This is a genomic window from Leisingera sp. S132, from assembly GCF_025144465.1.
Taxonomy (GTDB): Bacteria; Pseudomonadota; Alphaproteobacteria; order Rhodobacterales; family Rhodobacteraceae; genus Leisingera.
The window spans coordinates 51,772-74,263 of the sequence record NZ_CP083557.1 but is presented as its reverse complement, the minus strand read 5'-3'; the positions used below and the strand labels follow the sequence as shown (position 1 = coordinate 74,263).

The 22,492-nt window shown below is 66.7% G+C and carries 21 protein-coding genes; 3 read left to right on the top strand and 18 right to left on the bottom strand.

Features of this window, described 5'->3' with window-relative positions:
* Nucleotides 1–2: 2 nt before the first annotated feature.
* The 7 genes from K3725_RS21345 to K3725_RS21315 form a co-directional block, all read right to left on the bottom strand.
* Nucleotides 3–950: a carbohydrate kinase gene (locus K3725_RS21345; RefSeq protein ID WP_260019040.1), complete on the bottom strand. Its 948-nt coding sequence runs from the start codon at nucleotides 948–950 to the stop codon at nucleotides 3–5.
* Nucleotides 947–1,627, bottom strand: a complete 681-nt coding sequence (locus K3725_RS21340) for a D-lyxose/D-mannose family sugar isomerase (RefSeq protein WP_260019039.1) — start codon at nucleotides 1,625–1,627, stop codon at nucleotides 947–949. Before K3725_RS21340 ends, K3725_RS21345 begins: the two co-directional genes overlap by 4 nt.
* Before the next feature lie 191 nt (nucleotides 1,628–1,818).
* Nucleotides 1,819–3,042: a serine/threonine protein kinase gene (locus K3725_RS21335; protein WP_260019038.1), complete on the bottom strand. Its 1,224-nt coding sequence runs from the start codon at nucleotides 3,040–3,042 to the stop codon at nucleotides 1,819–1,821.
* Nucleotides 3,039–3,443, bottom strand: a complete 405-nt coding sequence (locus K3725_RS21330) for a biopolymer transporter ExbD (protein ID WP_260019037.1) — start codon at nucleotides 3,441–3,443, stop codon at nucleotides 3,039–3,041. The genes K3725_RS21335 and K3725_RS21330 overlap by 4 nt, the downstream gene beginning before the upstream one ends.
* 2 nt (nucleotides 3,444–3,445) lie before the next feature.
* Nucleotides 3,446–3,901 (bottom strand): biopolymer transporter ExbD, encoded by a 456-nt coding sequence (locus K3725_RS21325; protein WP_260019036.1) that lies wholly within the window; start codon nucleotides 3,899–3,901, stop codon nucleotides 3,446–3,448.
* Nucleotides 3,901–4,554, bottom strand: a complete 654-nt coding sequence (locus K3725_RS21320; RefSeq protein WP_260019035.1) for a MotA/TolQ/ExbB proton channel family protein — start codon at nucleotides 4,552–4,554, stop codon at nucleotides 3,901–3,903. The genes K3725_RS21325 and K3725_RS21320 overlap by 1 nt, the downstream gene beginning before the upstream one ends.
* Before the next feature lie 57 nt (nucleotides 4,555–4,611).
* Nucleotides 4,612–5,052: a hypothetical protein gene (locus K3725_RS21315; RefSeq protein WP_260019034.1), complete on the bottom strand. Its 441-nt coding sequence runs from the start codon at nucleotides 5,050–5,052 to the stop codon at nucleotides 4,612–4,614.
* Nucleotides 5,053–5,808: 756 nt separating this feature from the next.
* Here K3725_RS21315 and K3725_RS21310 point away from each other — a divergent pair.
* From K3725_RS21310 to K3725_RS21300, 3 genes are all read left to right on the top strand, one after another.
* Nucleotides 5,809–6,219, top strand: coding sequence for a DUF1036 domain-containing protein (locus K3725_RS21310; RefSeq protein ID WP_260019033.1), 411 nt, complete (start codon nucleotides 5,809–5,811; stop codon nucleotides 6,217–6,219).
* Between the two features lie 76 nt (nucleotides 6,220–6,295).
* Complete coding sequence (locus K3725_RS21305; RefSeq protein WP_260019032.1) at nucleotides 6,296–7,693, top strand: hypothetical protein; 1,398 nt, start codon at nucleotides 6,296–6,298, stop codon at nucleotides 7,691–7,693.
* A gap of 10 nt (nucleotides 7,694–7,703) precedes the next feature.
* Nucleotides 7,704–9,476 (top strand): hypothetical protein, encoded by a 1,773-nt coding sequence (locus K3725_RS21300; RefSeq protein WP_260019031.1) that lies wholly within the window; start codon nucleotides 7,704–7,706, stop codon nucleotides 9,474–9,476.
* Nucleotides 9,477–9,480: 4 nt separating this feature from the next.
* On the opposite strand, the gene K3725_RS21295 is transcribed toward K3725_RS21300, so the two are convergent.
* From K3725_RS21295 to tagH, 11 genes are all read right to left on the bottom strand, one after another.
* Complete coding sequence (locus K3725_RS21295; protein ID WP_260019030.1) at nucleotides 9,481–9,861, bottom strand: hypothetical protein; 381 nt, start codon at nucleotides 9,859–9,861, stop codon at nucleotides 9,481–9,483.
* Nucleotides 9,861–10,619 carry a hypothetical protein gene (locus K3725_RS21290; protein ID WP_260019029.1) on the bottom strand — a complete coding sequence of 253 codons (759 nt, stop codon included), beginning with the start codon at nucleotides 10,617–10,619 and terminating at the stop codon, nucleotides 9,861–9,863. Before K3725_RS21290 ends, K3725_RS21295 begins: the two co-directional genes overlap by 1 nt.
* A 34-nt stretch (nucleotides 10,620–10,653) precedes the next feature.
* Nucleotides 10,654–13,299: a type VI secretion system ATPase TssH gene (gene tssH, locus K3725_RS21285; RefSeq protein WP_260019028.1), complete on the bottom strand. Its 2,646-nt coding sequence runs from the start codon at nucleotides 13,297–13,299 to the stop codon at nucleotides 10,654–10,656.
* Nucleotides 13,300–13,331: 32 nt separating this feature from the next.
* Entirely contained in the window at nucleotides 13,332–14,423 is a 1,092-nt protein-coding gene (tssG, locus tag K3725_RS21280; RefSeq protein WP_260019027.1) for a type VI secretion system baseplate subunit TssG, read from the bottom strand.
* Complete coding sequence (gene tssF / locus K3725_RS21275; protein WP_260019026.1) at nucleotides 14,420–16,342, bottom strand: type VI secretion system baseplate subunit TssF; 1,923 nt, start codon at nucleotides 16,340–16,342, stop codon at nucleotides 14,420–14,422. The genes tssG and tssF overlap by 4 nt, the downstream gene beginning before the upstream one ends.
* Complete coding sequence (gene tssE / locus K3725_RS21270) at nucleotides 16,339–16,929, bottom strand: type VI secretion system baseplate subunit TssE (RefSeq protein WP_260019025.1); 591 nt, start codon at nucleotides 16,927–16,929, stop codon at nucleotides 16,339–16,341. The genes tssF and tssE overlap by 4 nt, the downstream gene beginning before the upstream one ends.
* A 126-nt stretch (nucleotides 16,930–17,055) precedes the next feature.
* Nucleotides 17,056–17,553: a type VI secretion system tube protein Hcp gene (locus tag K3725_RS21265; RefSeq protein WP_039186972.1), complete on the bottom strand. Its 498-nt coding sequence runs from the start codon at nucleotides 17,551–17,553 to the stop codon at nucleotides 17,056–17,058.
* Between the two features lie 49 nt (nucleotides 17,554–17,602).
* On the bottom strand, nucleotides 17,603–19,096 hold the full coding sequence (gene tssC, locus K3725_RS21260) for a type VI secretion system contractile sheath large subunit (RefSeq protein ID WP_260019024.1): 1,494 nt from the start codon (nucleotides 19,094–19,096) through the stop codon (nucleotides 17,603–17,605).
* 36 nt (nucleotides 19,097–19,132) lie between these two features.
* A complete protein-coding gene (gene tssB / locus K3725_RS21255; RefSeq protein ID WP_260019023.1) occupies nucleotides 19,133–19,654 on the bottom strand; it encodes a type VI secretion system contractile sheath small subunit in 522 nt (173 codons plus the stop codon).
* 111 nt (nucleotides 19,655–19,765) lie between these two features.
* The gene (locus K3725_RS21250; RefSeq protein ID WP_260019022.1) at nucleotides 19,766–21,118 is read right to left on the bottom strand and encodes an ImpA family type VI secretion system protein; all 1,353 of its coding nucleotides are present in this window, start codon (nucleotides 21,116–21,118) and stop codon (nucleotides 19,766–19,768) included.
* A gap of 94 nt (nucleotides 21,119–21,212) precedes the next feature.
* Nucleotides 21,213–22,460 carry a type VI secretion system-associated FHA domain protein TagH gene (gene tagH / locus K3725_RS21245; RefSeq protein ID WP_260019021.1) on the bottom strand — a complete coding sequence of 416 codons (1,248 nt, stop codon included), beginning with the start codon at nucleotides 22,458–22,460 and terminating at the stop codon, nucleotides 21,213–21,215.
* Nucleotides 22,461–22,492 lie beyond the last annotated feature (32 nt).

Genomic DNA, 22,492 nt, shown 5'->3' with positions numbered 1-22,492 from the left:
GGTCAAAGATCCAGCTCATGCTGCCAGGGCGGGTTGGCGCCGCTGCGCGATACGGTGACGGCGGCAACCGCTGCGCCATGGTGCAGCGCGGCTTCGGCGGCCTCTGGCGTCAGGCTGCGGGCCGCCTGCTTGCTGGCTTTCCCGTCCGGGGCAAGCGCCGCCAGAAAGCCTGCGTTGAAGCTGTCGCCGGCGCCCACGGTGTCGCCTGCGCCTGATGCCGCAGCAGGGGCAGGGCGGGCAGGCACCTGCACCAGGCCGCCGCCGGGCAGCAGCGCCGCGGCGCCCTTGCTGCCGCGGGTCAGCACCACCACCGGCGGCCCCATGGCCTGGACCCGGGCCAGCTTGTCCGTGGCGGGTTCCGTGCCCGGCAGCAGCCAGCCCAGGTCGTCTTCCGACAGTTTGACAATGTCGCTGACCGCAAGCATCCGCTCCAGGCGGCGGCGGTAGCGGGCCTCTTCGGTGATGAACGCGGGCCGGATGTTGGGGTCGAGCATCACCAGCCGCTCTGCGTGGGACTGCAGGGCCAGCGTCTCAAAGGCCTCAGCCGCGGGTTCGCAGGCCAAGGAGATGCCGCCGAAGAACAGCACGGCGGTTTCCGGCCCCGGCTGCGGCAGATCCTGCGGTGCCAGCATCCGGCCTGCGGTGTTTTCGTCATAGAAGGCATAGCGCGCCTCGCCATGCTCCAGCGTCACAAAGGCCAGCGTCGAGGGGCGGGCGCTGATGACGCAGCCCGCGGTGCTGACATGGCTGGCCTCCAGCGCCTCCAGCAGCCGCTGCCCGAACATGTCCGACGACAGGCCCGCGGCCAGGCCGCAGGGCACGCCGAGGCGGCCAAGCGCGATGGCGGTGTTGAACACCGCGCCGCCGGGGCAGGGGGCAAAGCAGGCGCTGTCATCCGCGGCCGTGGCGGGCAGCATGTCGATCAGCGCCTCGCCGCAGCACAGGATCACCGGAGCCAGCTCCCGTAGTCTGAGACCAGCAGATGCAGCGGCGGCTCGTCCTCCTCGATCTGCGAAAACCGTCCGATGTCCATTTCAAAGACATTATCGGTGGTGTCGTCGTTGACGGTGGAGACCTCGCCGATCAGCACGTCGCCGTCCTCACCCCAGAAGGCATGCCAGACGCCGGGCAGCAGGGTGACGCTTTCGCCGGGCGCCAGCGCCAGACGGCCGCCCGGGGGCAGGGTGCGGATCTGCCCGTCGCAGGGCACGGAGACATCGCTGTGGCGGCAGATGCTGCCATCGGGGGCGCTGGCGAACAGCTCCAGCACCAGGGTGGCGCCGCCGCGGTTGATGATGTCCTCGGCCTTGTGGATGTGGCGGTGCATCGGCGACAGCTGGTTCCTGCGGCTGATCAGCAGCTTTTCGGCGTAGAGCATGCCGGAGCCGGCGGCCAGGTCCTGCTTGCGGCCGTTGCGCAGGGTGAACAGCAACAGGCCCAGCTCCTCAAAGCGGCCCTGGCCGTAGTCGGTGACATCCCAGCCGAGCCCGCGGGCGGCGATCATCGCGTGGTCCCGCGCTGCCATTTCCGCGGGTGTCCAATAGGCAAAGGGCGGCAGATGCACGTTGAAGGCGCCAAGGAAAGCGGCGCCTTCGCGGATCAGATCATTGACGGCAGAGCGTTTCATGGCGGAGCCTTTGTCAGCTGGGGCAGGGGCGCGGCCAAAGCCGTTCTCTTGCCTCCGCATCAAACACGCTGACGGCCCCATGGCGCAAGTCCGCTCCCGTTTCTCTGCATCACTTGCCCGCCGGTGCGCACAGGTGGCGGGCACATCTTCAACTGCAGATAAGCTGCAGCCTTCGCTGGATCCGGCTTGGCTTATCTGATGTCGAAGGCCGTGACGGCCAGGGCGGCAGACCCGGACAGATCGCCGGTGAGGCCGGTGAAAACATCCTGGGCCAGACGCCCGTCGCGGCTGCGGATTTGCTGCAGCGGGCGGGTGCTGCCGATGGCGATCAGCATCTGCGCCGTGTCGCGGACCGGGCCGGCCAGTGTCACCGGCACGTCGAAGCGGGTGACATTGCCTGTCTGTGTCAGGAACCGCTGAAGGTCCTGGACCACGCCATTGTTGTCCACCAGCAATAGCGCAACGTATTTTCCCGCAGTGCCGCGCAGCACGCCGGTGAGCCGGCCGCCGCTGGCGACCCTGCCGGAGTCCAGCCGGAGCCCCAGCCGGGTCGCCGGGTAATCACTGTGGCGGCGGATGTATTCTGCTGCCGGGCATTGGCGCGGGTCCAGCAGCGTCCGGGTCTGCCGCAGGGCGCTGTCGTCTTCGCTCAAGACAGATCGGGTGAACTGCCCGAAGGCGGCATCGCGGGCGGCAAGCATTTCCAGGCCGGCGCTGTCCTGGCCGTCCCTGCGGGGCAAGGCCAGCAGGCAGTCCGGCCCGCCGTTTGCGCGGATCCGGGCAATCAGGTCCTTTACTGCAAGGTCCTGCGCGCGGGGCGGCGGCGGGGTTTTTGCTGCGGCTGGTTCTTCCGGGGTGCCGGACTGTGCGCCGGGCAGGGCCGCCAGCGGCTGCAGGGTGGTGAGACCTGTATTCACGGTGGCGGTTGACACCGCGGTGCCGCCGGACGCCACCGGGGCAAGGGTTTCCGGCACCAGCGGGCCTGTCTCTGCCGGCAGAAGGGGCGAAGCAGCCTCGGCGGCGGGGGCGGGCGCGGCAATGTGCAGGCCGGGATCCTGCCGGGCCGGCTGTGCGGCAGAGGCAGGCGATCCGGGCGCTTCCGATCCGGCAGGCTCGGCAAGGTCAGAAATCTCCTCCGCCGCATGAGCAAGCTGTGGCGAGAGGGGGTCGCTTTCGGCCTGGGGTTCTGCGCCCGCCATGCCGTCCTGCAGGGCAAGGCCGGCCAGCGTATCGGAGTCCAGCCGCTGCAGGGTGACGCGGACCTCCGGGGGCGCGGTCTGCGGTGCGAAGCGGCCGATGAGAGGCTGCAGGCCGCCCAGGAGAAGCGCGCCCAGGGCCGCGTGAACGGCCAGAGAGCTGCAGGCGGCGGCAAGCCAGCCCCTGCGGGCCGGACTGCCATAGGGAAGAGTGCTCATGACCCGGCCTGCCTGTGGCGGGTGACCAGCCGGATGTCCAGATCCGGAAACGGCGGCTGCGCAAGCAGGTGCAGCAGGTCCAGCGCCGGGGCGGTGCTGTCGGTCAGCACATGCAGAACCTGGCCCGCGGGCAGGGCCGCCTGCAAGGCGGCGGCTGTGATCGCGCTGCCGTCGAGGCGCAAGCTGCCGTCCGGTCCGACCTCCAGAAGCGGGCTGGGAAGATGCCCGGACGGCAATTCCCGGGTTGCTGGCAGCTGAACCTGGGTGTCCGGCGCGGGCAGCAGGGACCCGGTGACCAGGAAGAAGAACAGCAGCAGCAGCACGATATTGACGATGGCAAGCGAAGTGCCGGGTGTGCGCAGCGCCTTGTGCGGCGGCAGCAGGGATCGCCGGGACAGCATCTTCAGCCGGCTCCTGCACTGAGCTGGACCGACGCAATCCCGGTCACGCGCAGCTGTTCAAGCACGGTGGTCAGGTCCTGCACCTTGGCTGAGGGCTTCACGATGACCACAACGGCTGCCTCGGGGTTGTCCTCGCGCAAGCTGCGGGCAAGGCCGGGCAGGGCTTCAAGGGGGAAGTCCTGTCCCTGCACCCGCAGCTTGCCGGCCTCCAGGTTCCACAAGGCCGTGCCGCCGGGGACGGAGGCCTGCGGGGCCTGGGCGGCGGCAGCGGATTGCGCCGGACCGGGCTGGCGGTCAGCCACCGGGCCGCTGCTGTGCAGGGGCAGAACGGAATAGGGGGTCAGGCTGGAGGACAGCATGAAGAAGATCAGCAGCTGAAACATGATGTCCGCCAAGGGCGTGAGGGAAAATGCCCTGCGCTGCCGGGGCGCAGGGAGGCCGAGCCGGCTGAATTGCATCAGGTCCGGGCCTGCGCGCTTGCAGTCTGGCCGACCCGGCCATGCAGGGCCGCCGAGACCAGAACCTCGATCAGGTTGCGCTCCCGCTCGATCCGGGCGTCCAGCCAATTGGCCAGGAAATAAGCCACCAGGGCGATTGCCAGCCCCGCCGCGGTGGTGGTGAGCGCGGTCCAGATGCCAGCGGCCAGCGCGGCCGGATCCGCGGTGGACTGCGACTGCGCCAGCACCGAGAAGGCATCGATCATGCCGATCACCGTTCCCAGCAGACCCAGCATGGGCGCCGCCTGCACGGCCAGTTCCAGGGCCCGCATCCGGTCCGAAAGGGTGGCGAGTTCGGCAATGGCGGTCTGCCGCCCCAATTCCTCGGCATAGGCCGTTTCGCCGGGGCGGGCCTGCAGGCCGGTAAACACGGCATGCAGAACCCTGGACAGAACCGACTGGCGCGCGGCGGCCTGCTGCATGGCGGCCTCGGCCTGGCCGGACAGCCAGGTGTCGATGATTTTCTCGGCCATGCTGCGCTTGCCCACGCCCAGGCGGGAAAACTGGAGCAGCTTGAAGAAAAAGACCGACAGCACCGTGAAGGACATCAGGAACAGTGCGGCAAAAACTGTCAGCGTGAAGGGATCAAACAAATCGCCCCGGAAACCGGTCATGAAAACACTCCTTGGCTGGCCGCAGGCGGCGCGCCGTTAAACAAATGGCGGCGGGTGTCAGATGCCGAACTGGATCGGCGTGCGGGAGCTGGCTGCAAGACTGGACATGCACAGCGGGCTTTCGCTGCCGTCGCTGGCGGTGCAGGCCGGAGCGTCGTTGACGACAATCCGTGAAATCGCGCCGCAGGGCGTGCCTGTCAGGTCAAATTGCAGAACCTTGGTTTTGCCTTCCACCAGGGCGCCGAATTCCAGGACCAGCAGCCGGCTGACCACGCCCTCGCCGTCAAACAGGGCGATCTGGTAGGACGCGCGTTCCAAGGCGGTGCCGGACTGGTTGGCGGCAACATAGGTCAAGCGGCAATCCCCCGCTTCGGTCTCGGTGACGGCGTTCAGATCAAGCTGGAACTGATCGGTGTCCTGGGCGGTCAGGGCTGCGGCCTGGGCCAGAAGGGCAGCGGCGGCAAGGGCCCCCGGTTTCAGAGCAGAACAAAAGCGCATTTTTCCTCAACGGGTCTGGTCATCAAATCGCGGCTATATGGGCGCTAAACCGCGGCACAGGTCAACCGGGAAAATTCGATGGAAAAAACCCGTAATGGCCGAGTTAGCGGAAGACCCCGATGAAGAACCCCGGAAGTGCGGACTGCGCGTCCCGGCGCTGGAGCTGCGGCGGCAGTGAAACCGCTGCCGGCCGGGCCCCGGCCACGGTGGTGGCATAGGGTTTTGCGGCTTGCGCTTGTCTGTGCACAGGCTGCGGGTGCGGGGGTTGGGCAGACGGACGGGGCGCGGGTGCTGCCGTTTCCCGGTGCTGCGGAACTGTCCCGGAGGCCTGCTGCCCAGGACGTTCAGCGCAGCAGCTTGACGGCGCCGCGGGTTCACTGGCGGCGGGCTGCACCGCCTGCACGGAAACCGGTTTGGCCAGGGTGCCGGGCAAAGCCGCCGCGGCCTTGGCGTCACGCCGCACAGCAGGTGCAGGCTGCACCGCTGGCGCCAGGGAGGCCAGGCGCCGCTGTCCGGAGGCCGCATCGTGGCCGAGCACCAATGCAACCCCTGCGGCAACTGAAAGACAAACAAGGCCTGCGCCTATCGCGAAATACCGTACCATGGCGGCCACTTTTAGGCATGCTGCCGTGCAGCGCCAGCGGATTCTGCCCTTGGCCTCCGGTCCGGGCTGGAAAATGTTGCGTTTATCTCACTTTCGCTGCCACGCGGATGGGATTACTGTAGGGGGAACGGAAAAATTCCAGCAATCCTATAATGATGCGCCTTATCCTGTTTGCCTGCCTTGCCGTCAGCCTGATCGCCGTGCGCCCAGCCAGGGCGGCGTTCACTGTCTGCAATCAGACCTTGGATGTTGCCAATCTGGCGGTTGGCGTCTCTGAGGGGGATGTTTTTGAAACCCTGGGCTGGTGGGTTGTCGGCCCAAGCCAATGCGCTGATCTGATCAGCCATAAGTTGCGGTCGCGGTATGTCTATGTGTTTGCAAAAGACGTGTTCGGGCGGGTGCTGCTGGAGGGCGCGGCCCCCATGTGTGTGGATGCCGGGCGGTTCCGGATCCGCGGGGAGTCGGATTGCCTGGTCCGGGGCTACACCGGTGCGCGGTTTCATGAAGTGGACACGCAGCAGGCGGACAGCTGGACATTTTTCCTGCGCTCTGGGGCGCAATAAGCGGATATTCTGCTCCAAAGCGCTCTCCCTTTAGGGTATGAAGCCGGTATTGATCTCCGCGTTTAGGTTGAAAGTATTGCAGCCTGTTCCTTATTCCCTGGCCCGGCGGGCCGCCCTGGCCCTGATTGCGGCTGCTGGTCTTGGTTGCGGTGCAGCCGCGGCGCAAGACTGGCGCGGGCTGGCGATCGGAGACACTGGCGGCGGTGCGGCACGGGCCTTTGCCGACGCTTATTATGCAGCCGAAGCTCTTCGCGGCTGGAGCGGCGCAGCGCCGGTTCTGCTGCGCAATGCAGCGCATGCGGATGCGGTGGAGGCGCTGGACGGGCTGCAGGGAGCCGGGCGGCTGGTGCTGTACTATGCGGGCCCGGTGCAGCCGGATGGCGGCCTGATTTCGGACGGGCACGGTCTGGCGCTGGCTGCCCGGCTTGAGCCGCTGGCGGCTGCGGGGCTGTCGCATCTGCTGCTGCTGGTCGAGAATTGCGCAGGCACCGCACGGGAGGCTGCGGCGCTGCCGGATCTGTCTGTCGAAGCTGCAAAGGCGGGGGTCACGCTGACGCTGGCCGCCAGTGCGGGGGCGGGCGAAGCCTGCCCCGGGGCGGCTGCTGGCGGGCGGCTGAGTGACGCGATGAAGACGGCAGCCAAGGCGCAGGGCGCTGCCGCCGCGGGTGCTTTGCAGGCGTTTGTGCGAAACGGTTCCGGGGAGGTGCTGGCGGGCCTGGGCGGTGCGAAGGCGGTCGCGGCCCCGGCCCGGCGCGCGCAGGTTCCGGTGGCGGATACGGTCCGGCTGATTCCCGCCCGGGCGCAGGCGCCGAACCGGCCGGTTGCCGCGGTCCGGCCTGTTTCCGTGCCGGCAAACGGCCTGCGGGGGGGCGGTGCGGCCCTGGCACTCCCGGCGCCGCAGCTTGCCGCGCTGCCGCGGGCGGAGGGGTTGCCGCAGCCCTCAGTCATCGTCGGCGTGATCGGGGGAGCGGGCGGTGCGGATTTCGCGGCGGCGCAGGACCCGGCGGACCTGCAGGGCAGTGAAATTGCCTATGACAACCTGGCTGCGCGGCAGCGTCTGCGCAGCGGAGATCCGGATTTGTTCGCCAGTCTGGTTGCTGCCGGGGCGTTTGATCCGCCGGCGCCGCTGCTGCCGCAGGCCCTGCAGAGCGAACTGGCCCGCATGGGGTGTTACACCAGCCGGATTGACGGCGATTGGGGGCGCGGCTCGCAGGCCGCGGCACGCCGGTATTTCGAGGCCGCAGGCGGCGGCAGCCCGGCCAGTCTGGAGGCGACGGCAGAGCTGTTCCGCCTGATTATCAGCCGGGATGACGCCGCCTGCGCCCGCCCGGTGGCCGCCGCCCCGCGCGCAAACGCAATTAGCGGCGGCAGCCGGCAGACCCAAGCCCGGCGGGCAGCGCCTGCGCAGGCGCCGTCACGCCAGCCGGCCCAGACCATCACGCCCGGGTCTGCCCTGGGCGGCGTGTTCCGCTAGGCAGGCGGCAATGGGTATCCCGGTTGATCCTGTCTTTCACAGGGCCAAAGCCAAGGCTGCGGCCAGACGGCGGCGGCGGCTGGCGGCCCGGCTGAGCGCGGGCGGTGCTGTGCTGGCGGCTGTGGCCGCGGCGGCTGTGTTCTGGGCGCAAAACCGCGGAATAGAATCGGACGCCAGCCTGACCATGATGCCGCAGAGCGAAGCAGCCGCTGCAGAACCGGCGCGGCGGCAGGCGCAAAACCGGGCGATGCTGAACCTGCGCCGCGCACCGATGCTGCTGCGGCTCAAGGAGGAGGGCCAGGGCGGCCGCCGCCGGCCGCTGCCGGGGCCGCCGGGTTTTCTGCCAGGGCGTGCAGGTCCGCCCGGCCCCGCCCGGTTGTCGGTTGTTCAGGATGACCTGTTTGCTGCCGGGCAGCAGCTGATGGTGCATCTGCCTTCGGCGCGCGATGACTTTGCCCTGTTCCAGGCCCATCGGCGGCGGGCGCTGCCTGCGGCGGAAGAGCCGGGGACAGCCCGAGAGGCCTTGGCCGGGCTTCGGGAGGCCGCCAGCGCCGCCGTGGTCAGCGCGGCGCAGGCGCGCGTGTACCTGTTCAGGGAAACGGTGCTGCGCCTGTCTGCGTCCCAGACCCTGAGCGGTCTCTTGGAGGATCACGGCTTCACCCGGCAGGAGGCGGAGGAGATCGGCGCGGCGGCGCAGCGGCTGCTGAAGCTCGATGGCGCGCTGGCGCCGGGCAGCCTGGTGGCGCTGCGCTGGCGGCCGAGGCCGTTCGGGCAAGCGGGGCGGCAGCTGCTGCAACTGTCGCTGTACGGGCCGCAGCGCTACCTCGCCAGCATGGCGCAAACCGGCCCGGGCCGGTTTCAGGCCGCGGCAGATCCCTGGGCCGGGGAGGATTTGCTTCAGATGTCGGGCCGCAAGCCTTTGCAAGCGGGCCCGGGCCAGCAGCCGCGGCTGCTGGATGCGCTTTACTCCACGGCCCTGCGCAACGGGCTGGCCACCGATCTGGCGGGTGAGCTGATCGTGATGCTGTCCAGGCGTTTTGACCTGGAGCGCCCGGTCTCCGGTGAAGACCGGCTGACGCTGCTGCTTGCTGCCAACCCCGGCCCGGACGGGCAGGGGGCCGGCCAGGTTCTGTTTGCCGGTATCGGCGGCCCGTCGGGGCAGATGCGCTGTTATGTTATGGCACGGTCCGGGCCGGACAGCGGTTTTGGCTGCTTCAGCTTTGCCGCAGGCGGCGGCGCCGCGGGCATGGAGGCGGTGGACGCGCTGGTTGGCCGGATCGTGCAGGTGGAAAGCGCCGGTCGGGCCGATGCCAAGAACCCGTTGTCCACGGCCACCGGGCTGGGCCAGTTCATCGAGGGCACCTGGCTGCGGATGATGCGCAGTTACCGCCCGGAGCTGGCGCAGGGCCTGGCGCGGGCAGAGCTGCTGGCGCTGCGGCTGGACCCGGATCTCAGCCGGGAAATGGTGCGCAACCTGGCACGGGAAAACGAGGAATACCTGCAGGCGCGGGGGCATCAGACCAGCGCCGGGCGCCTGTATCTGGCGCATTTCCTGGGGGCGGAGGGGGCGCACCGGGCCCTGTCCAGTGATCCTGCACTGGGTGTCGGCGACGTCATGGGCGCGGCAGTGGTGGCTGCCAATCCGTTCCTGGAGGGCAAGCGGATCGCGGATCTTCTGGCCTGGGCAGACCGCAAGATGCAGGGGCGGGGCAAGGCGGCTGCGGTTCCCGCCGATGTGCTGGCCTACAAGGCGCAGATTGATGCGGTGCTGAGCGGGCTGTAAGGGCTCAGCCGCTGCAGGGCTGCGGGCGGGGGGCGGAGAAGTCGCGCAGGCCGAACAGGCTGAGATCCGGGGTGAAGACATAGCCCGCCGCTGCTGCCGTGTGCTTGAAAAGCGCAAAGCCCCCGGCAGGAAGCAGCAGGAACAGCGCGGTGATGGCCCCCAGCAGACCGGCGTGCCAGCGGTGGTGCAGGGGGGCGAGCAGCAGGAACAGGGGCAGCACGGCCAGCCCGAGGAACCAGAAGGCGCTGTTGTCGATCACCGCTTCGGCGGCGCAGCCCCGCATGGCGGCGAGGGCTGCGGAGATATCCGACAGCCCCCAGCCTGCCGCCAGCAGGCCGAGCAGGGAAAACCCGCCCAGAATGGCGATGGCTGCGGCCCTTGGCATCAGTGCGGCAGCGCGTTGCGCAGGGCCTGGTTGACGAGGTGCCGCTCCCAGGCGTTGATCTGGCGGGCCAGTTTGCGCAGCGGGTTTTCAAAGGAATCCACCGTGTCCTCGATAGCGCGGACCAGGGTTTCCGTCAGGCCGAACTTGCGGTCCACCCGGTCCAGCAGGATCGACATGCCGATGCCGACGGCAATCGCTGCGATCACCGGGCCGGCGGCGATGGTGGTGAGGGTGCCCACGGCCACACCCGCCAGATAGCCGGCACCCGCAGCGATGGCGAATTTGGTCACATCTGATGCCACGGTGCCGATCAGCTGGGTCAGCCGCGGATCATTGTCGGCAAACACATGCTCCACCACCCGCAGCGCGGTGAAGGCGACAATGGCGATACCGGTCATCTTGGCGGCGCCCCTGGCCAGATCCTTGCCGCTGAGCACCAGTTTGGCGACCTTGGGATTGCTGGCGAGGTAGCGGGTGCCCTGCAGGGTGGCGCGCTGGCCGGGGTGGCCTTTGATGATGATGTAATCCTTGCCGTTCACATGTTTGATATAGGCCCGGCCCGTCAGCCCGAGGCGGCGCACGATGCTGACGGCACCGGCGCTGTCGATGCCCGCGGTGGCGGCGCTGACCAGATCGACGCCGGTGGCCTGGGCCAGTTCGTCGTTGATCTCGGCCACGTAAAGCAGGGTTTCCTCGATAGTGATCTTGCGGCTGTCAGTGGTGACGGTGCAGCGGCCGGTGGCCAGATTTTCTGCCATTGTACTCTCTCAACAAAGGGATTGCGGTTCAAAATCAGGATAGTGCGTATTCAAAGCCGTCCGGGGTGGCGGTGACGCTGACGCTGCGGATTTCTTCGCCGGAGCTGAGCGCCTGCAGCAATTTGCGGCTGAGGTCGGGCAGGATCGAATTGGTGATGATGTTGTCGATCATCCGGCCGCCGCTGTCGGGGTCGTTGCATTGGGCGGTGATATGGTCGAGCACGTCCTGGCCATAGGTCAGACTGGTGCCATGGGCGCCCTTGAGCCGCTCGGCCACGGCGGCGAGTTTCAGACGGGTGATGCCGCCCAGGACGTCGCGGCTGAGCGGGAAATAGGGGATCGTCACGATCCGCCCCAAGAGGGCCGGGGGGAAGACCTCCAGCAGGCTGGGTTTCAGGGCGAGGTCCAGCTGTTCGGGATCGGGCTGGCTGTCCGCGTTGCCTGCCATCTCCATGATCACATCGGTGCCGACGTTGGAGGTGAGCAGGATCAGCGTGTTCTTGAAGTTGATCAGGCGGCCGTTGCCGTCTTCCATCACACCCTTGTCGAAGACCTGGAAGAACAGTTCATGCACGTCGGGGTGGGCTTTCTCAACCTCGTCCAGCAGCACCACGGAATAGGGTTTGCGGCGCACCGCTTCGGTCAGGCGGCCGCCCTCGCCGTAGCCGACATAGCCGGGAGGCGCGCCCTTCAGCAGCGAGACGGTATGGGCCTCCTGAAATTCGCTCATGTTGATGGTGATGACGTTCTGCTCGCCGCCATAGAGCTGTTCGGCCAGCGCCAGCGCGGTTTCTGTCTTGCCGGTGCCGGAGGGGCCGCAGAACATGAAGACGCCGATCGGCTTGTTGGGGTTGGCCAGCCCTGCGCGGCTGATCTCGATCCGTTTGGCGATGGTGCGCAGCCCGTGGTCCTGACCGATCACCCGTTCGCGCAGCGTGTCCGACAGGGTCAGCACCGCCTCCAGCTCATCCTGGACCATGCGGCCTGCGGGGATGCCGGTCCAGTCGGAGATCACGGAGGCCACCGCCTGCGCATCCACATGGGCATAGACCATGCGGTCGTCGGGGCTGGCGGCGTCGAGTTCGGCCATATGGGCGTGCATTTCGCTGCGCAACGTTTCCTGGGAGGCTGTTTCGCCGCTGACCGGGTCTGCTGTTTGCAGCGCGGCGCGCAGGGCAAGCACCTGATCCACAATCTCTTTTTCGCGGGTGTAGCCGGACTGCAGGTCTTTAAGGCTGCTGTTAAGCGTTTCGATCTCAGCGCGGATGTCGTCCTCGCGCTCCGCATCCGCTTCGCCGAGGTCGCGGGCGGCGGTCTTGCCTGCCAGCTCAGCCTCCAGCGCGCTGATGCGGGCCTTGGTGTCCATGATGCGGGCGGGGACGGCGGATTGGCTGATGGCGACGCGGGCGCAGGCGGTGTCCAGGAGCGAGACCGCCTTGTCCGGCAGTTGCCGCGCCGGGATATAGCGGTGCGACAGGGTGACGGCGCTGACGATGGCCTCGTCCGAAATCCGCACGTTGTGGTGCCTTTGCATTGGCTCCAGAATGCCGCGCAGCATGTCGCAGCAGGTCCCGACCGAGGGTTCATCCACATTGACCGGCTGGAAGCGGCGGGTCAGGGCCGGGTCTTTTTCGATGTGCTGGCGGTATTCGCTCCAGGTGGTGGCGGCGATGGTGCGCAGGGTGCCGCGCGCCAGCGCCGGTTTCAGCAGGTTGGCAGCGTCGCCGGTGCCTGCCTGGCCGCCTGCGCCGATCAGGGTGTGGGCCTCGTCGATGAACAGGATGATCGGCTCGGAGCTGGATTGCACCTCGTCGATCACCGATTTCAGGCGCTGTTCAAACTCGCCCTTGATCGAGGCGCCGGCCTGCATCGACTGGATGTCGAGTTCATAGAGGCGGGTGCCCTGCAGCTTGGGCGGCACGTCGTTTGCAGCCAGCAGCTGGGCAAAGCCTTCGACCACGGCGGTTTTACCGACGCCTGCCTCGCCGGTCAGGATCGGGTTGTTCTGGCGGCGGCGCAGCAGCACGTCGGTCAGCTGGCGGATTTCCTCGTCGCGGCCCTTGACCGGGTCCATGTCTGCGGCGGCGGCGGTCATGTCCTTGGCAAAGCGGTCCAATGCGGTGCTGCCGCCCTTGGCCGGGCTGCCGCCGGCGGTTTCATCCCCGGCGGAGAGATTGGCGCCGTCCATCGGGCGCATGGCCTCCTCTTCGCTGCCGGCCCACAGCGTGCGGCTGTCCTGGCCCAGCTGCTCGGCAGAGATGCTTTCGAACACCGGCGAATAGCGCAGCAGCTGGCGGCGCAGGGCTGGGTCGTTCAGGAGCGCGGTCAGCACATGGCCGGTGCGGATCTGCGCCTCGCCGAAGAACAGCGTGGCATAGGTCCAGGCGTGGTTCAGCGCGTCCGACAGGTGATCGCTGATGCCCGGGGTTTCGGTCACGTTCTTGTCGAGCCGGTCCATGGCCGCTGACAGATCCTTGAGCATCCGGGTGCGGTCGAGGCCCAGCTGGCGCAGTGTGACGGAGATGTCGGCGTTCTGGTTGGAGACGGAATGGAACAGCCAGTGGCTGAGGTCGACATAGCGGTTGCGGGCGCTGCGGGCCTGGCGCATGCCTTGCAGGAAGGCGTCATAGCCTGCGCGGTTCATCTTGCCCGCGTATTTTTCAATGGTGATTTCAGTCATCTCGGTCTGCCTCAAATACGGGCGGCTGCGGGTCAGGCGGCCTGGCTTTCAAATACGGTTTCTGAATGGGGCGCTGGGAACAGCGGGTAGCGGCTGACCAGCAGGTGGCCGTTGCGGCGCGGGATGCCGGCGGCGGCGGCCTGATCTGCCGGGCCGACGCAGGCCAGCCAGCCGACCTGGGTGCTTTGACCCAGCACCGCGGTGCGGATCTCCGGCTCCGGCATCCAGAGCGCGGTCTCGACCTCAACCGACTGGCCGAGGTACCAGAACACAATGCCGCGCAGGCTGGCGTGATCCGGGCCGCCGGGCAGGAAACGCTGGTAGGAGGCCGGTCCGCTGACGGTCACATGAATGCGGATCTTGGCGCTGAGGGATTGCACATGTCCGCCGAGGAAGACGTTTTCACCCAGGGTGCATCCCTGTTCGCCCAGAAGGCACAGCGCGTCCGGTTCCAGGTCAAGCCAGCAGGGCACGTGCTCCTCGATGCGGAAGGCGGCGCGGTCTGCAAAATGCAGCTCCAGCATCTGGCGCAGGCGCACCGGGCTTTTGACGCGGCCAGCGGCCAGCGGCGCCAGCTGCAGTTTCGCCATGTCGCTGAGGCTTGGGGTGCCGCGCAGGGCCGGGGTGCCGCAGCCGAGCAGCGACAGGATATAGGCCTGGAACCGGTCGCCGTCCTGATGGTCGAACTGGGTGATCGCCTTGGCATCGGACCAGGCCCGGAAGAACAGCTCCTGAAAGCGGGCGGTGAAGATGTCGCAGAAGGCGACAAAGCTTTCATCACCGGCGGCGAACCAGGATTCCACCTCTTCTGTCCAGTTGAGAGGCAGCGCACCGAATGCGCCGAACAGCCCCATGAACTGGGCGCGCAGGCGGGGCGTGCTGCCGGTCAGGTCCACCCGCGCCAGATCGCGCCCGGGAAAGGCCAGTGCCGGATCCTGCCCCAAGTGCACGATGGCATCGCGCAGACGGCTGTTTCTGCCGATGCGGGGCTTGCCGGCGGTGCCGGCCCGGCGTTCCAGTTCGCGCAGCAGGGCAAAGAGGCCGGCGCCTGAGGCCGCCTGCTGCTGCTGTTCCCGCCGGGTCAGGGTTTCGGCCGCCTGGGAAACGGGCTGGATTTCGTTCATAGCAGCGCTCCGGTGCCGGAGCAGGGCGCGAAGCGGGCGATCTCGCCGCGCTGCTGGCTGACGATCACGGTCTGGGTAAAGCTGTTGACGGCGGTGTATTCCGCGAAGAAACGGTCCAGCACCGCGCCGAGCGGCACGATGCCGGTGCTTTCGAACTCGGTTTCGTCGAAGGTGACGCGCACTTCTATGCCGCGGGCGGTGTAATAGCCGTCCGGCGCCGTGACAGTGCGGGTGACCGGGGTGCAGTCGAGCCGCCGGATGCCGCTGATCTGGGCCTCGCTGACAGAGTCCGACAGGTCGGCAAACAGGGACAGCATCTCGCGCAGCGCCGCGGCGGAGCCGTCGCCGTCGGGGCTTTGCAGCCCGTGGGTGCCCAGCGACAGGTAGGAGATCAGCCGCCAGTAGGTGTCGCCCGCGCCGGCCCGGTGGCTGGCCGCGGTTTCCCTGTCCGCCAGACTGTCGAGCGGCGGTGTGGGCCCGGCCAGGCAGGCCAGCGACACCGACAGGTCGTCGCTCAGCTGGAAGGCATCGGTGCTGCCTGCGATCGGCAGGTATTCGGTCAGATGCCGGTTGGAGCAGAGCAGTTTGACCTGCAGCCGGTTCAGGGTGTCGTGGCCTTCGGGCTGATAGAAGCTGAGGAAGGTCTCGGTGCCGCGGTAGCTGTTGCGCGGTGCGCCGTTGCGCTGCTCGTTCAGTGTCTGGCGGCGCGGTTTGCGGCGGGTGGTGTAATAGAGTGTCTGGCGCGGGTCCTTGCCTTCGGGCGGCAGCGCATAGAGCGGGTGCACCTCGGTCTTGCCCTTGCGGTCGCTGTAATGGGCCCAGGCCTGGCTGACGTGATGCACCTCGTAGTGGGTGACAGGGCTGGAATTCGGCACAACCGCGTATTCATGCCGCTTGCGGTCGAGATGCAGCTGGCTGGACATTTCCTCGAACAGGTTCACTGCCGGGGCGGCGTTCACGGCCAGATGATGCGGCTCCATCGCGGTTGCAAGCCGCTGGCGGGGGGTGCTGAACTCAAAGATGATCTGCAGTTTGCTGCCGCGCACATGGGGCAGCACATCCTGCAGGCCGCTGAGGCGCAGGCCGAGGAATTTGCGCGGGAAGACGAAGAATTCGCGCAGGCGGGCAAAGCCGCCGAACAGGCGTTTCTGATGTGCAAACAGCCGCTCATCAGGGTCGAAGCCGATCGTGTGCAGCTGGCTTGGGGACAGGCGGGCAAAGACCGGATCGCCCTGCGCATTGAGCCAGCGCAGCGAGATGCGGGTGCAGTTGCAGAAGACCTGCTCAAAAAGCGCTGCAGCCTGGTCCATCGGGGCGGTGAAATGCAGGGTCAGGCTGTCCATTGCCAGAGTGCGGAGGCTGTCGCTGCCGGTGTCCTCGCCGCCCAGCCGGGTGAGTTCCGCAACCAGCCCGGCCTTGGTGCCGCCGGCGATCTCCTGCCCAAGCGCGCCAATTGGCCCGGCGCTGGCGTGGTAGGCGGCCTGGCTGACAGCGACCGGCCAGACCGAAAGGGGCGCCGCCAGGGCGAACCGGCAGGACACCCGCTGCTGGGCATCCAGGAAACGCGCGTCCATATAGCTGCCGGGCTGGAAATGCAGGCCGTTTTCGATGTCGGGGCTGTCCACGGGCACATGGGCCTGGGCCAGCATGACGCTGGGCGTGGGGGCCAGCGCATCGGGAAAAATCTGCTCCAGCAGCTCGCGGGTGAAGGTCTGGTATTCCTCGTCCATCCGGACCTGGACGCGGGCAGACAAAAAGGCGCTGCCTTCCAGAAGGCCCGCCACTGCAGGGTCGAGGTTTTCCTCCAGCAGCCCGCCCAGCCGGTCGGCAAGGCCGGGATATTCCGCAGCGAACTCCGCCGCGCGTTCCTTGAGCAGCCCGAGTTCCTGGTTGTAGGCGTCACGCAGGGCCCGTTTCATGCTGTCATCCGCAGCTTGGACAGAGTCATCTTGCCCGCGCCAAGATCAACCTCGGCATCAAAATCGAGCGGCACGTCGACGGGATCGCCCATCAGTTCGGCTGACACCACCACAGCCAGGTGGTGTTTGCGGCCGTCACCGTCGCGGATCTGCACATCCAGACTGGCGGGGATGAGACGGGGTTCGAACCGCAGCAGCGACTGGCGCAGGGTTTCGACCACGGCGGGGGTGTTCAGCTCACGCGCGCCCAGGCTGCTGAGATCGCGGAAGCCGTAGTTCACGATGGAACCGGCCACATGCGGCACGTCGTCCAGGGGGATGGCAGATTCCAGGTGGGTTGTGTTCAACAGCGCCGCCAGATCGGCCTCGAGGTGGGCGCGCAGCTCACTTTCGGATACGCCGAAGCGGCGCTGCTTGCGGGCCTTGGTCAGCTGCGCGGTGCCGTCGCCGGCCTTGCCGCGGTTGCGGCGGGCATCATGTTCCAGGTGGGCGGTGCGGAAGACCTGCAGCAGCGAGGTCTTGGCCTTTCTGCCGGATTGCCAGGGGCGGCGGGCGGTATCGGAATTGTCGGCGTCACCCCGCGGCATGGCTGCACCTGAAATCTGGAAACGTTGCAAGACGCTGGCGGCCGCAAGGGGAGGCAGGCCGCCAGCTGAATTCCCGGGCAAGCCTTTGCCCGGGGATCCTTTGTTTGGGACCGGTCTGGTCCGGGCTTACTTGGCCCACTCGCGGTTTTCCGCGATTTCCCAGCCTGCCTGGCTTTCCGGGCCTGCGGCGCCGGTCTGTTCCTGGAAGGTGTAGGTCACCTGGAAGCGGCGGAAGTTCAGGGTCAGGGTTTCCTGGACCCGGTCCAGGCCGTCCTTGCTGCCGCCGGTCTGGTAGTTGCTGATCAGGACATCCTCGAAATCAATCTTGAGGTAATCCACCGGCGCGGTGCCGCCGGATTTGCGCACCACCAGCTGGCCGGACTTGATGTGCTCGCCCGAGCAGCAGCGCTTGATCAGGTCGTGGGTCGCCTTGTCGACGTATTTGGTGACCTGGATGTCCTGGACGTCGACCTTGCCGCCGCCGCCGCCGCCGCCCATGTGGGTGGTGCCGGACTGGGACATCGACCAGCCCCAGGACAGGATGTCGATCCAGTCCTTGTGCTTGTCGTCCTGGCATTCGCCGACGATGCCATTATCAAGTTTCAAAAAACAATCAATCGCCATGAATAACTCCTTGAGGCGTTAAACATCGCTTCCAAATAGCGGAAACGAATTACTTCCCGGAAGGCAGTTTGGAGACCAGGCTCATGCCGATATCCATGCCTTCCAGCTGAAAATGGGGTTTGAGGAAGAACTTGCCCTGGTAGTAGCCCGGGTTCAGCTCGTCCTCGACAACTTCGACCTTGGCGCCAGCCAGCGGCTTCTTGGCTTTTTCCATCTCGCTGGCGCTTTCGGGGTTGCCGGCCACGTATTTGTTCACCCAGGCCTGCAGGTCGCGCTGCAGCTGTGAGACATCGGGGCTCTGGCCGATTTTGTCGCGCACCATCGCCTTGAGGTAATGGCTGAAGCGCGAGACCGCGAAGATATAGGGGATGCGCGACGACATGTTGTCGGAGGCGGTGGCCTGGTCATCCACATAGGTTTTCGGCCGGTACAGGCTCTGGGCGCCGATGAAGACGGCCTTGTCGGTGTGCTGGCGGTGGATCAGCCCGATCAGGCCGGCCTTGCTCAGCTCGCCTTCGCGGCGGTCGGTGATCGACACTTCGGTCGGGCACTTCAGATCCTTGGCGCCGTCGCCGGTGTCGAACACATGGGTCGGCAGGTTGGCCACTTCGCCGCCGGAGGTGACGCCGCGGATGCGGACGGTCCAGCCGTGCTCCTTGAAGGCGCGGTTGATGTTCGCCGCCATCGCATGGGCGGAGTTCATCCAGGCGTACTGGTTGCCTGCGTGGCCATCGGTTTCCTCTTCGAAGTTGAACTCCTCAACCACCGAATTGGAGTTCTGGCTGTAAGGCTCACGCGACAGCACGCGGGGCAGGGTCAGGGCGACAAAGCGCGAGTTTTCGCTGTCGCGCAGGCTGTTCCACTGGGCGTATTCCGGGGTCTCGAAGATCTCCGACAGATCCGGCGGCGCTGCGATTTCATTCCATTCGTCCAGCCCCAGAAGGTTGGGGGAGGCGCCGGAGATGAAGGGCGCGAGCGACGCCTCGGAGATCTTGCCCATCGAGTTCAGGAGGTTCACATCGGCTGAGGAATGGTCGAAGTGGTAGTCGCCGATCAGGCAGCCGAAGGGTTTGCCGCCCAAGGTGCCGAGGTTCTGCTCGTAGACGATGTTGAACAGCGGGGACTTGTCCCATTTGGCGCCGGGGAAGCGGCGCATCATCGCCTGCAGCTCTTTCTTGGAGACGTTCAGCACCTTCACCCGCAGCGAAGCGTCGGTTTCGGCGTTGTTCAGCGTGTAGGCCAGGCCGCGCCAGCTGGCTTCGAACTGCTGGAATTCCTCGTTGTGGAGGATCGCGTTCATCTGGTCGGACAGCTTTTTGTCCAGCTTCGCCAGCATCGCATCAACCGTGTCGATCACGTCATCGGCGACAACCGACTGGTCGTCCAGCGCTTCGCGCACCAGCGCCACCACCGCGTTGTCGACCTCGCGGGCGGCGATGTCGCTGCGCGGCTTGATGGTCTGTTTCAGGATGTCGGAAAACTCCGACAGCTCATTCAGTTCCGCAGGAGCTTCGCCTGCCAGTACCTGTGCTTCGTTATCCATGGTAATCACCGTTCCCGTCTATCGCCCAAGCGGCGTTCAGGCGTCGTCGCCGGTTTCGTCTTGTGCTGCGCGTTCCGCCAGCGCTGCCATCAGCTCAGGATCGTCGAGCAGCTTCCTGAGGTGGTCCTGAGCCTTGGGCTTGGAGGCCATGTAGCGCTGCAGGTTGGCCAGCTGTTCGCGGGCCTCCAGCAGCTTTTTCAGCGCAGGGACCTGGCGGGCGATGGCCGCCGGTTCCAGATCGCCCATGTTTTCGAACTTGAGCTCGATGCCGATCTTGTCGTTGCCGCCGCCGCCCAGCCGGTTCTCCGCCATGAAAGTCATGCCGGGCTGGATCGACGCCATGTAGTCATCCATGGTGTCCTTGGTCACATCGGCAAAGGCGCGCTCCTCGACCGCGTCCTTCTCGACCCCCGGATTGTTGCCCGACAGATCCGACATCACCCCCATGACAAAGGGCAGTTCAATCATCTGCTCGCTGTCGAACGGGTCTTCGTACTGGATCTGCACGCGCGGAGGGCGGTTGCGTTTGATAAAGCTGGAACCTGAATCTGAGGCCATGAGTGCTACTCCCGTTACGTGCTGATCGAAGGGGCCCGCGTTTTCAGCTGACGCTGGAATGCCAATAACGGGGCGGGGCCTTCGATCGGATCAAATGTCTATTTTGCTACTTCAAGATGTTTTGGTTTGCGGTATAAGTTCTTCAATCAGTGATTGAAAGTCCTTGTCCAGATAACTTTGCGCCCGCTGCAACAGGACAGGAACCGGGCTGGACCGTTCCTTGCGGCGGAAAAACTCCTCGACAGAGCGGATTGCCTGGGCCGCCTGGGCTGCGGTTGAGATTCTGGTTTCCGGGCCGGGGTCCTGGGGCAGCTCCGGCACCGTGCCGGCGCCTTCGGGCAGCGCGTTGCTCAGCTCCTCGAGCCGTCCGGCGCCCAGCAGAAACCCGCTCGGCGCGCCGAAATCCACAACGGCGGTGTCGGCCTGGGCCGGAAGCAAAGCACGCAGCGCCTCCACCAGCGGCTTGCCGATGAGCAGGCGCGCCTGGGTGACCAGCAGCAAGGCTGCGGAAGAGGGTTCGGCCTTGCGGTAGTAGAGTTCACAGGCCTCAAGTGTGCGCCGGGCGTGGAGCTGGCTGACGATTGCGCTTTGCGGCGGCGCCTGCTCAGGTGCCGCCAGCACGGGCGGCGGCTGCAGGGCTTGCTTGGCCGGCTGCTCCGCTGCGGTCTCTGCGGGCGGAGCGGGGGCCGCCTCCGCGGCCTTCAGCTCCGGGCGGGCCCTGGCGAGCGTTTGCAGGATCTCGGAGACCACCGCGCGCAACTGGTCGAAGCTGGGAGTGAACGGCCTTTCCTCATTGTTCCTGCATGAAAATTCAATCCGGTTCAGCGCATTGGAAATGCGGGTGAAATCCTGATGGCAGGCGCTGACCTTGCTGGCATTGGCAGGCGCGGCAAGGGTGTCCAGAAGCGGTTTGAGCTCCAGATCGGCTTCATGCTGCAGCGGTGCGGCGCTGCCGCTGGCGGCGCGGATCTTGCGCAGGGTGACTTCGGTGGTGCCTGTCAGCCCCATGAACATCAGCGGCTGCACCATGGTCACGGGCTGGTTCAGGTCGTTGATCGCATCCCGCCGTTCCGAGCCGCCGTCGTCCAGGGCCGGATGCGCCTCCGCCGGGTACTGCTCCAGCAGGGCGGCGATGGTCTCGATGGTGCCGGCCAGCGCGCTGCGGCGCCCGGCCAGCGCATCCCATTGCGCTTGCAGCACCAGCAGCCGCAGATCCCGGCTGCGCGCCAGAAGCGCATCCAGCGCCTGTCTTTCCGCGCGGTGGTCAACATCCTTGGGGTCGAAAATCCGGTCCGGGGAACGGCTGCCGTCAGGGCGCTCGACACCGGGCTGCATGTAGAAACCGGGCAGGCGCCCGACCGCGCCGAAATAGTATTCCTCGTACTCCGGGTCAAAGCTGGCGTTCAGGTCCGGCCCGCAAGGGGCGCTATCGGACAGGGGCGCGGCAATTGCGCTGCTGTGCATCAATCAATCCTGTCCAAAATCAACCTGAAGTTATTGTCTTGTTCAAATCTGCGCTGAACTTAATCAACTTTAACATGTCGTCAAGGGTGACAGTTCAGTCGAATTTCCCATTTTGCTGCGCGGCATCGTGATAGGCCTGCGCAAAGGCTTTCAGAAAGACGTCCAGCATCCCGTGTTCAGCTTCCGCGGCCTTCTCGTCCCAGCGGTCCACATAGCTCTCCCACAGCTTGCCGCGGCGGCTGCCGCCCAGCAGATGGGAGCCGCCGGCGGCAGCTTCGATCTCTTCTGGCGAGAGGCCCTGCAGGACGGCAGCAAGCGCTGGCTGCAGGGCTGCAAACACTGCCTGCTGGTGGCTGCGGAGATCCGCAAGGGCAGCCGCAAAGCTCTCCGGGCCTTCCATGAAGCCTTCACGCGGGTTCAGGAACATTGCATCCAGCGCCTCGTTTGCATCCGGAAGAAACTTCAGGGGATTGTTGCCCTGGGCATTGCGCATGGTGCGCTCGCCGCCCTTGGTGAACTGTTTGACGCTGGCCCGGTCCTGCAGCATCCGCATGATTTCATCGGCCGAACCGCGCAGCGCCTGCCCCAATGAGCGGGCCAGGTGTTCCGGGCCGGCGTTCTGCGCGAGACCGGGATCCAGTCCGGCCCCCTCGCAGAAGGCGCGCAGGATGTCCGGGCCGGGTGCCGCTGCGGGGGCGGCTGCGGGGGCGCCGGTGGGAACGGGCTGGGGCAGCGGTGCAGGCACCGCAAGCGGCGGTGCGGGCGCCGGCGAGCCCGGGGATGGCATGGGGACCGGCGCAACCGGAGAATAGCCGTCCGGAACACCTGCCGGCCGCCCTGCGGCCTGCGGTGCATGAGCCGGGCCGGGCGCTGGCGGCGCAAACTGCAGGAACTGCTGCGCTGCATCGTCAAAGGCCCTGGAGCCGGCCGTCCGGTGCGGCAGCGGATTCACCGGTGCGCCTGCCAGCACCCCCAGATCCCAGGGGTCGGCCTCTTCGCCTGCCTGCGGGTGCGCATCGGGGGCTGCGGCGCCGGCTTCCACGGCAATGACGTAATGGCCGGCGATCAGCCGCTCTCCGCCGCGCAATTGCACAGGGCCTTGCAGCCGGTGGGGCTGGCCTTGAAGGAATGTGCCGTTGGTCGACACGTCGGTCAGCCAATAGCTGCCATCGCGGTAGCTGATGTCAAAGTGATGGCCGGAGACATGCCGGGTGGCGTCGGGCAGCACCCAGTCCATCGACGTGTTGCGGCCGGCGCTGGCGCCATGGCCGTCCAGGGTGATCCAGACCGGTCCGCCATTTTCCAGCAGGTCGAAGTTTTCCAGTCTCAATGTCAGCATCATGGCCATGGTTCGGGTCGGTTGATTTCAGGCGC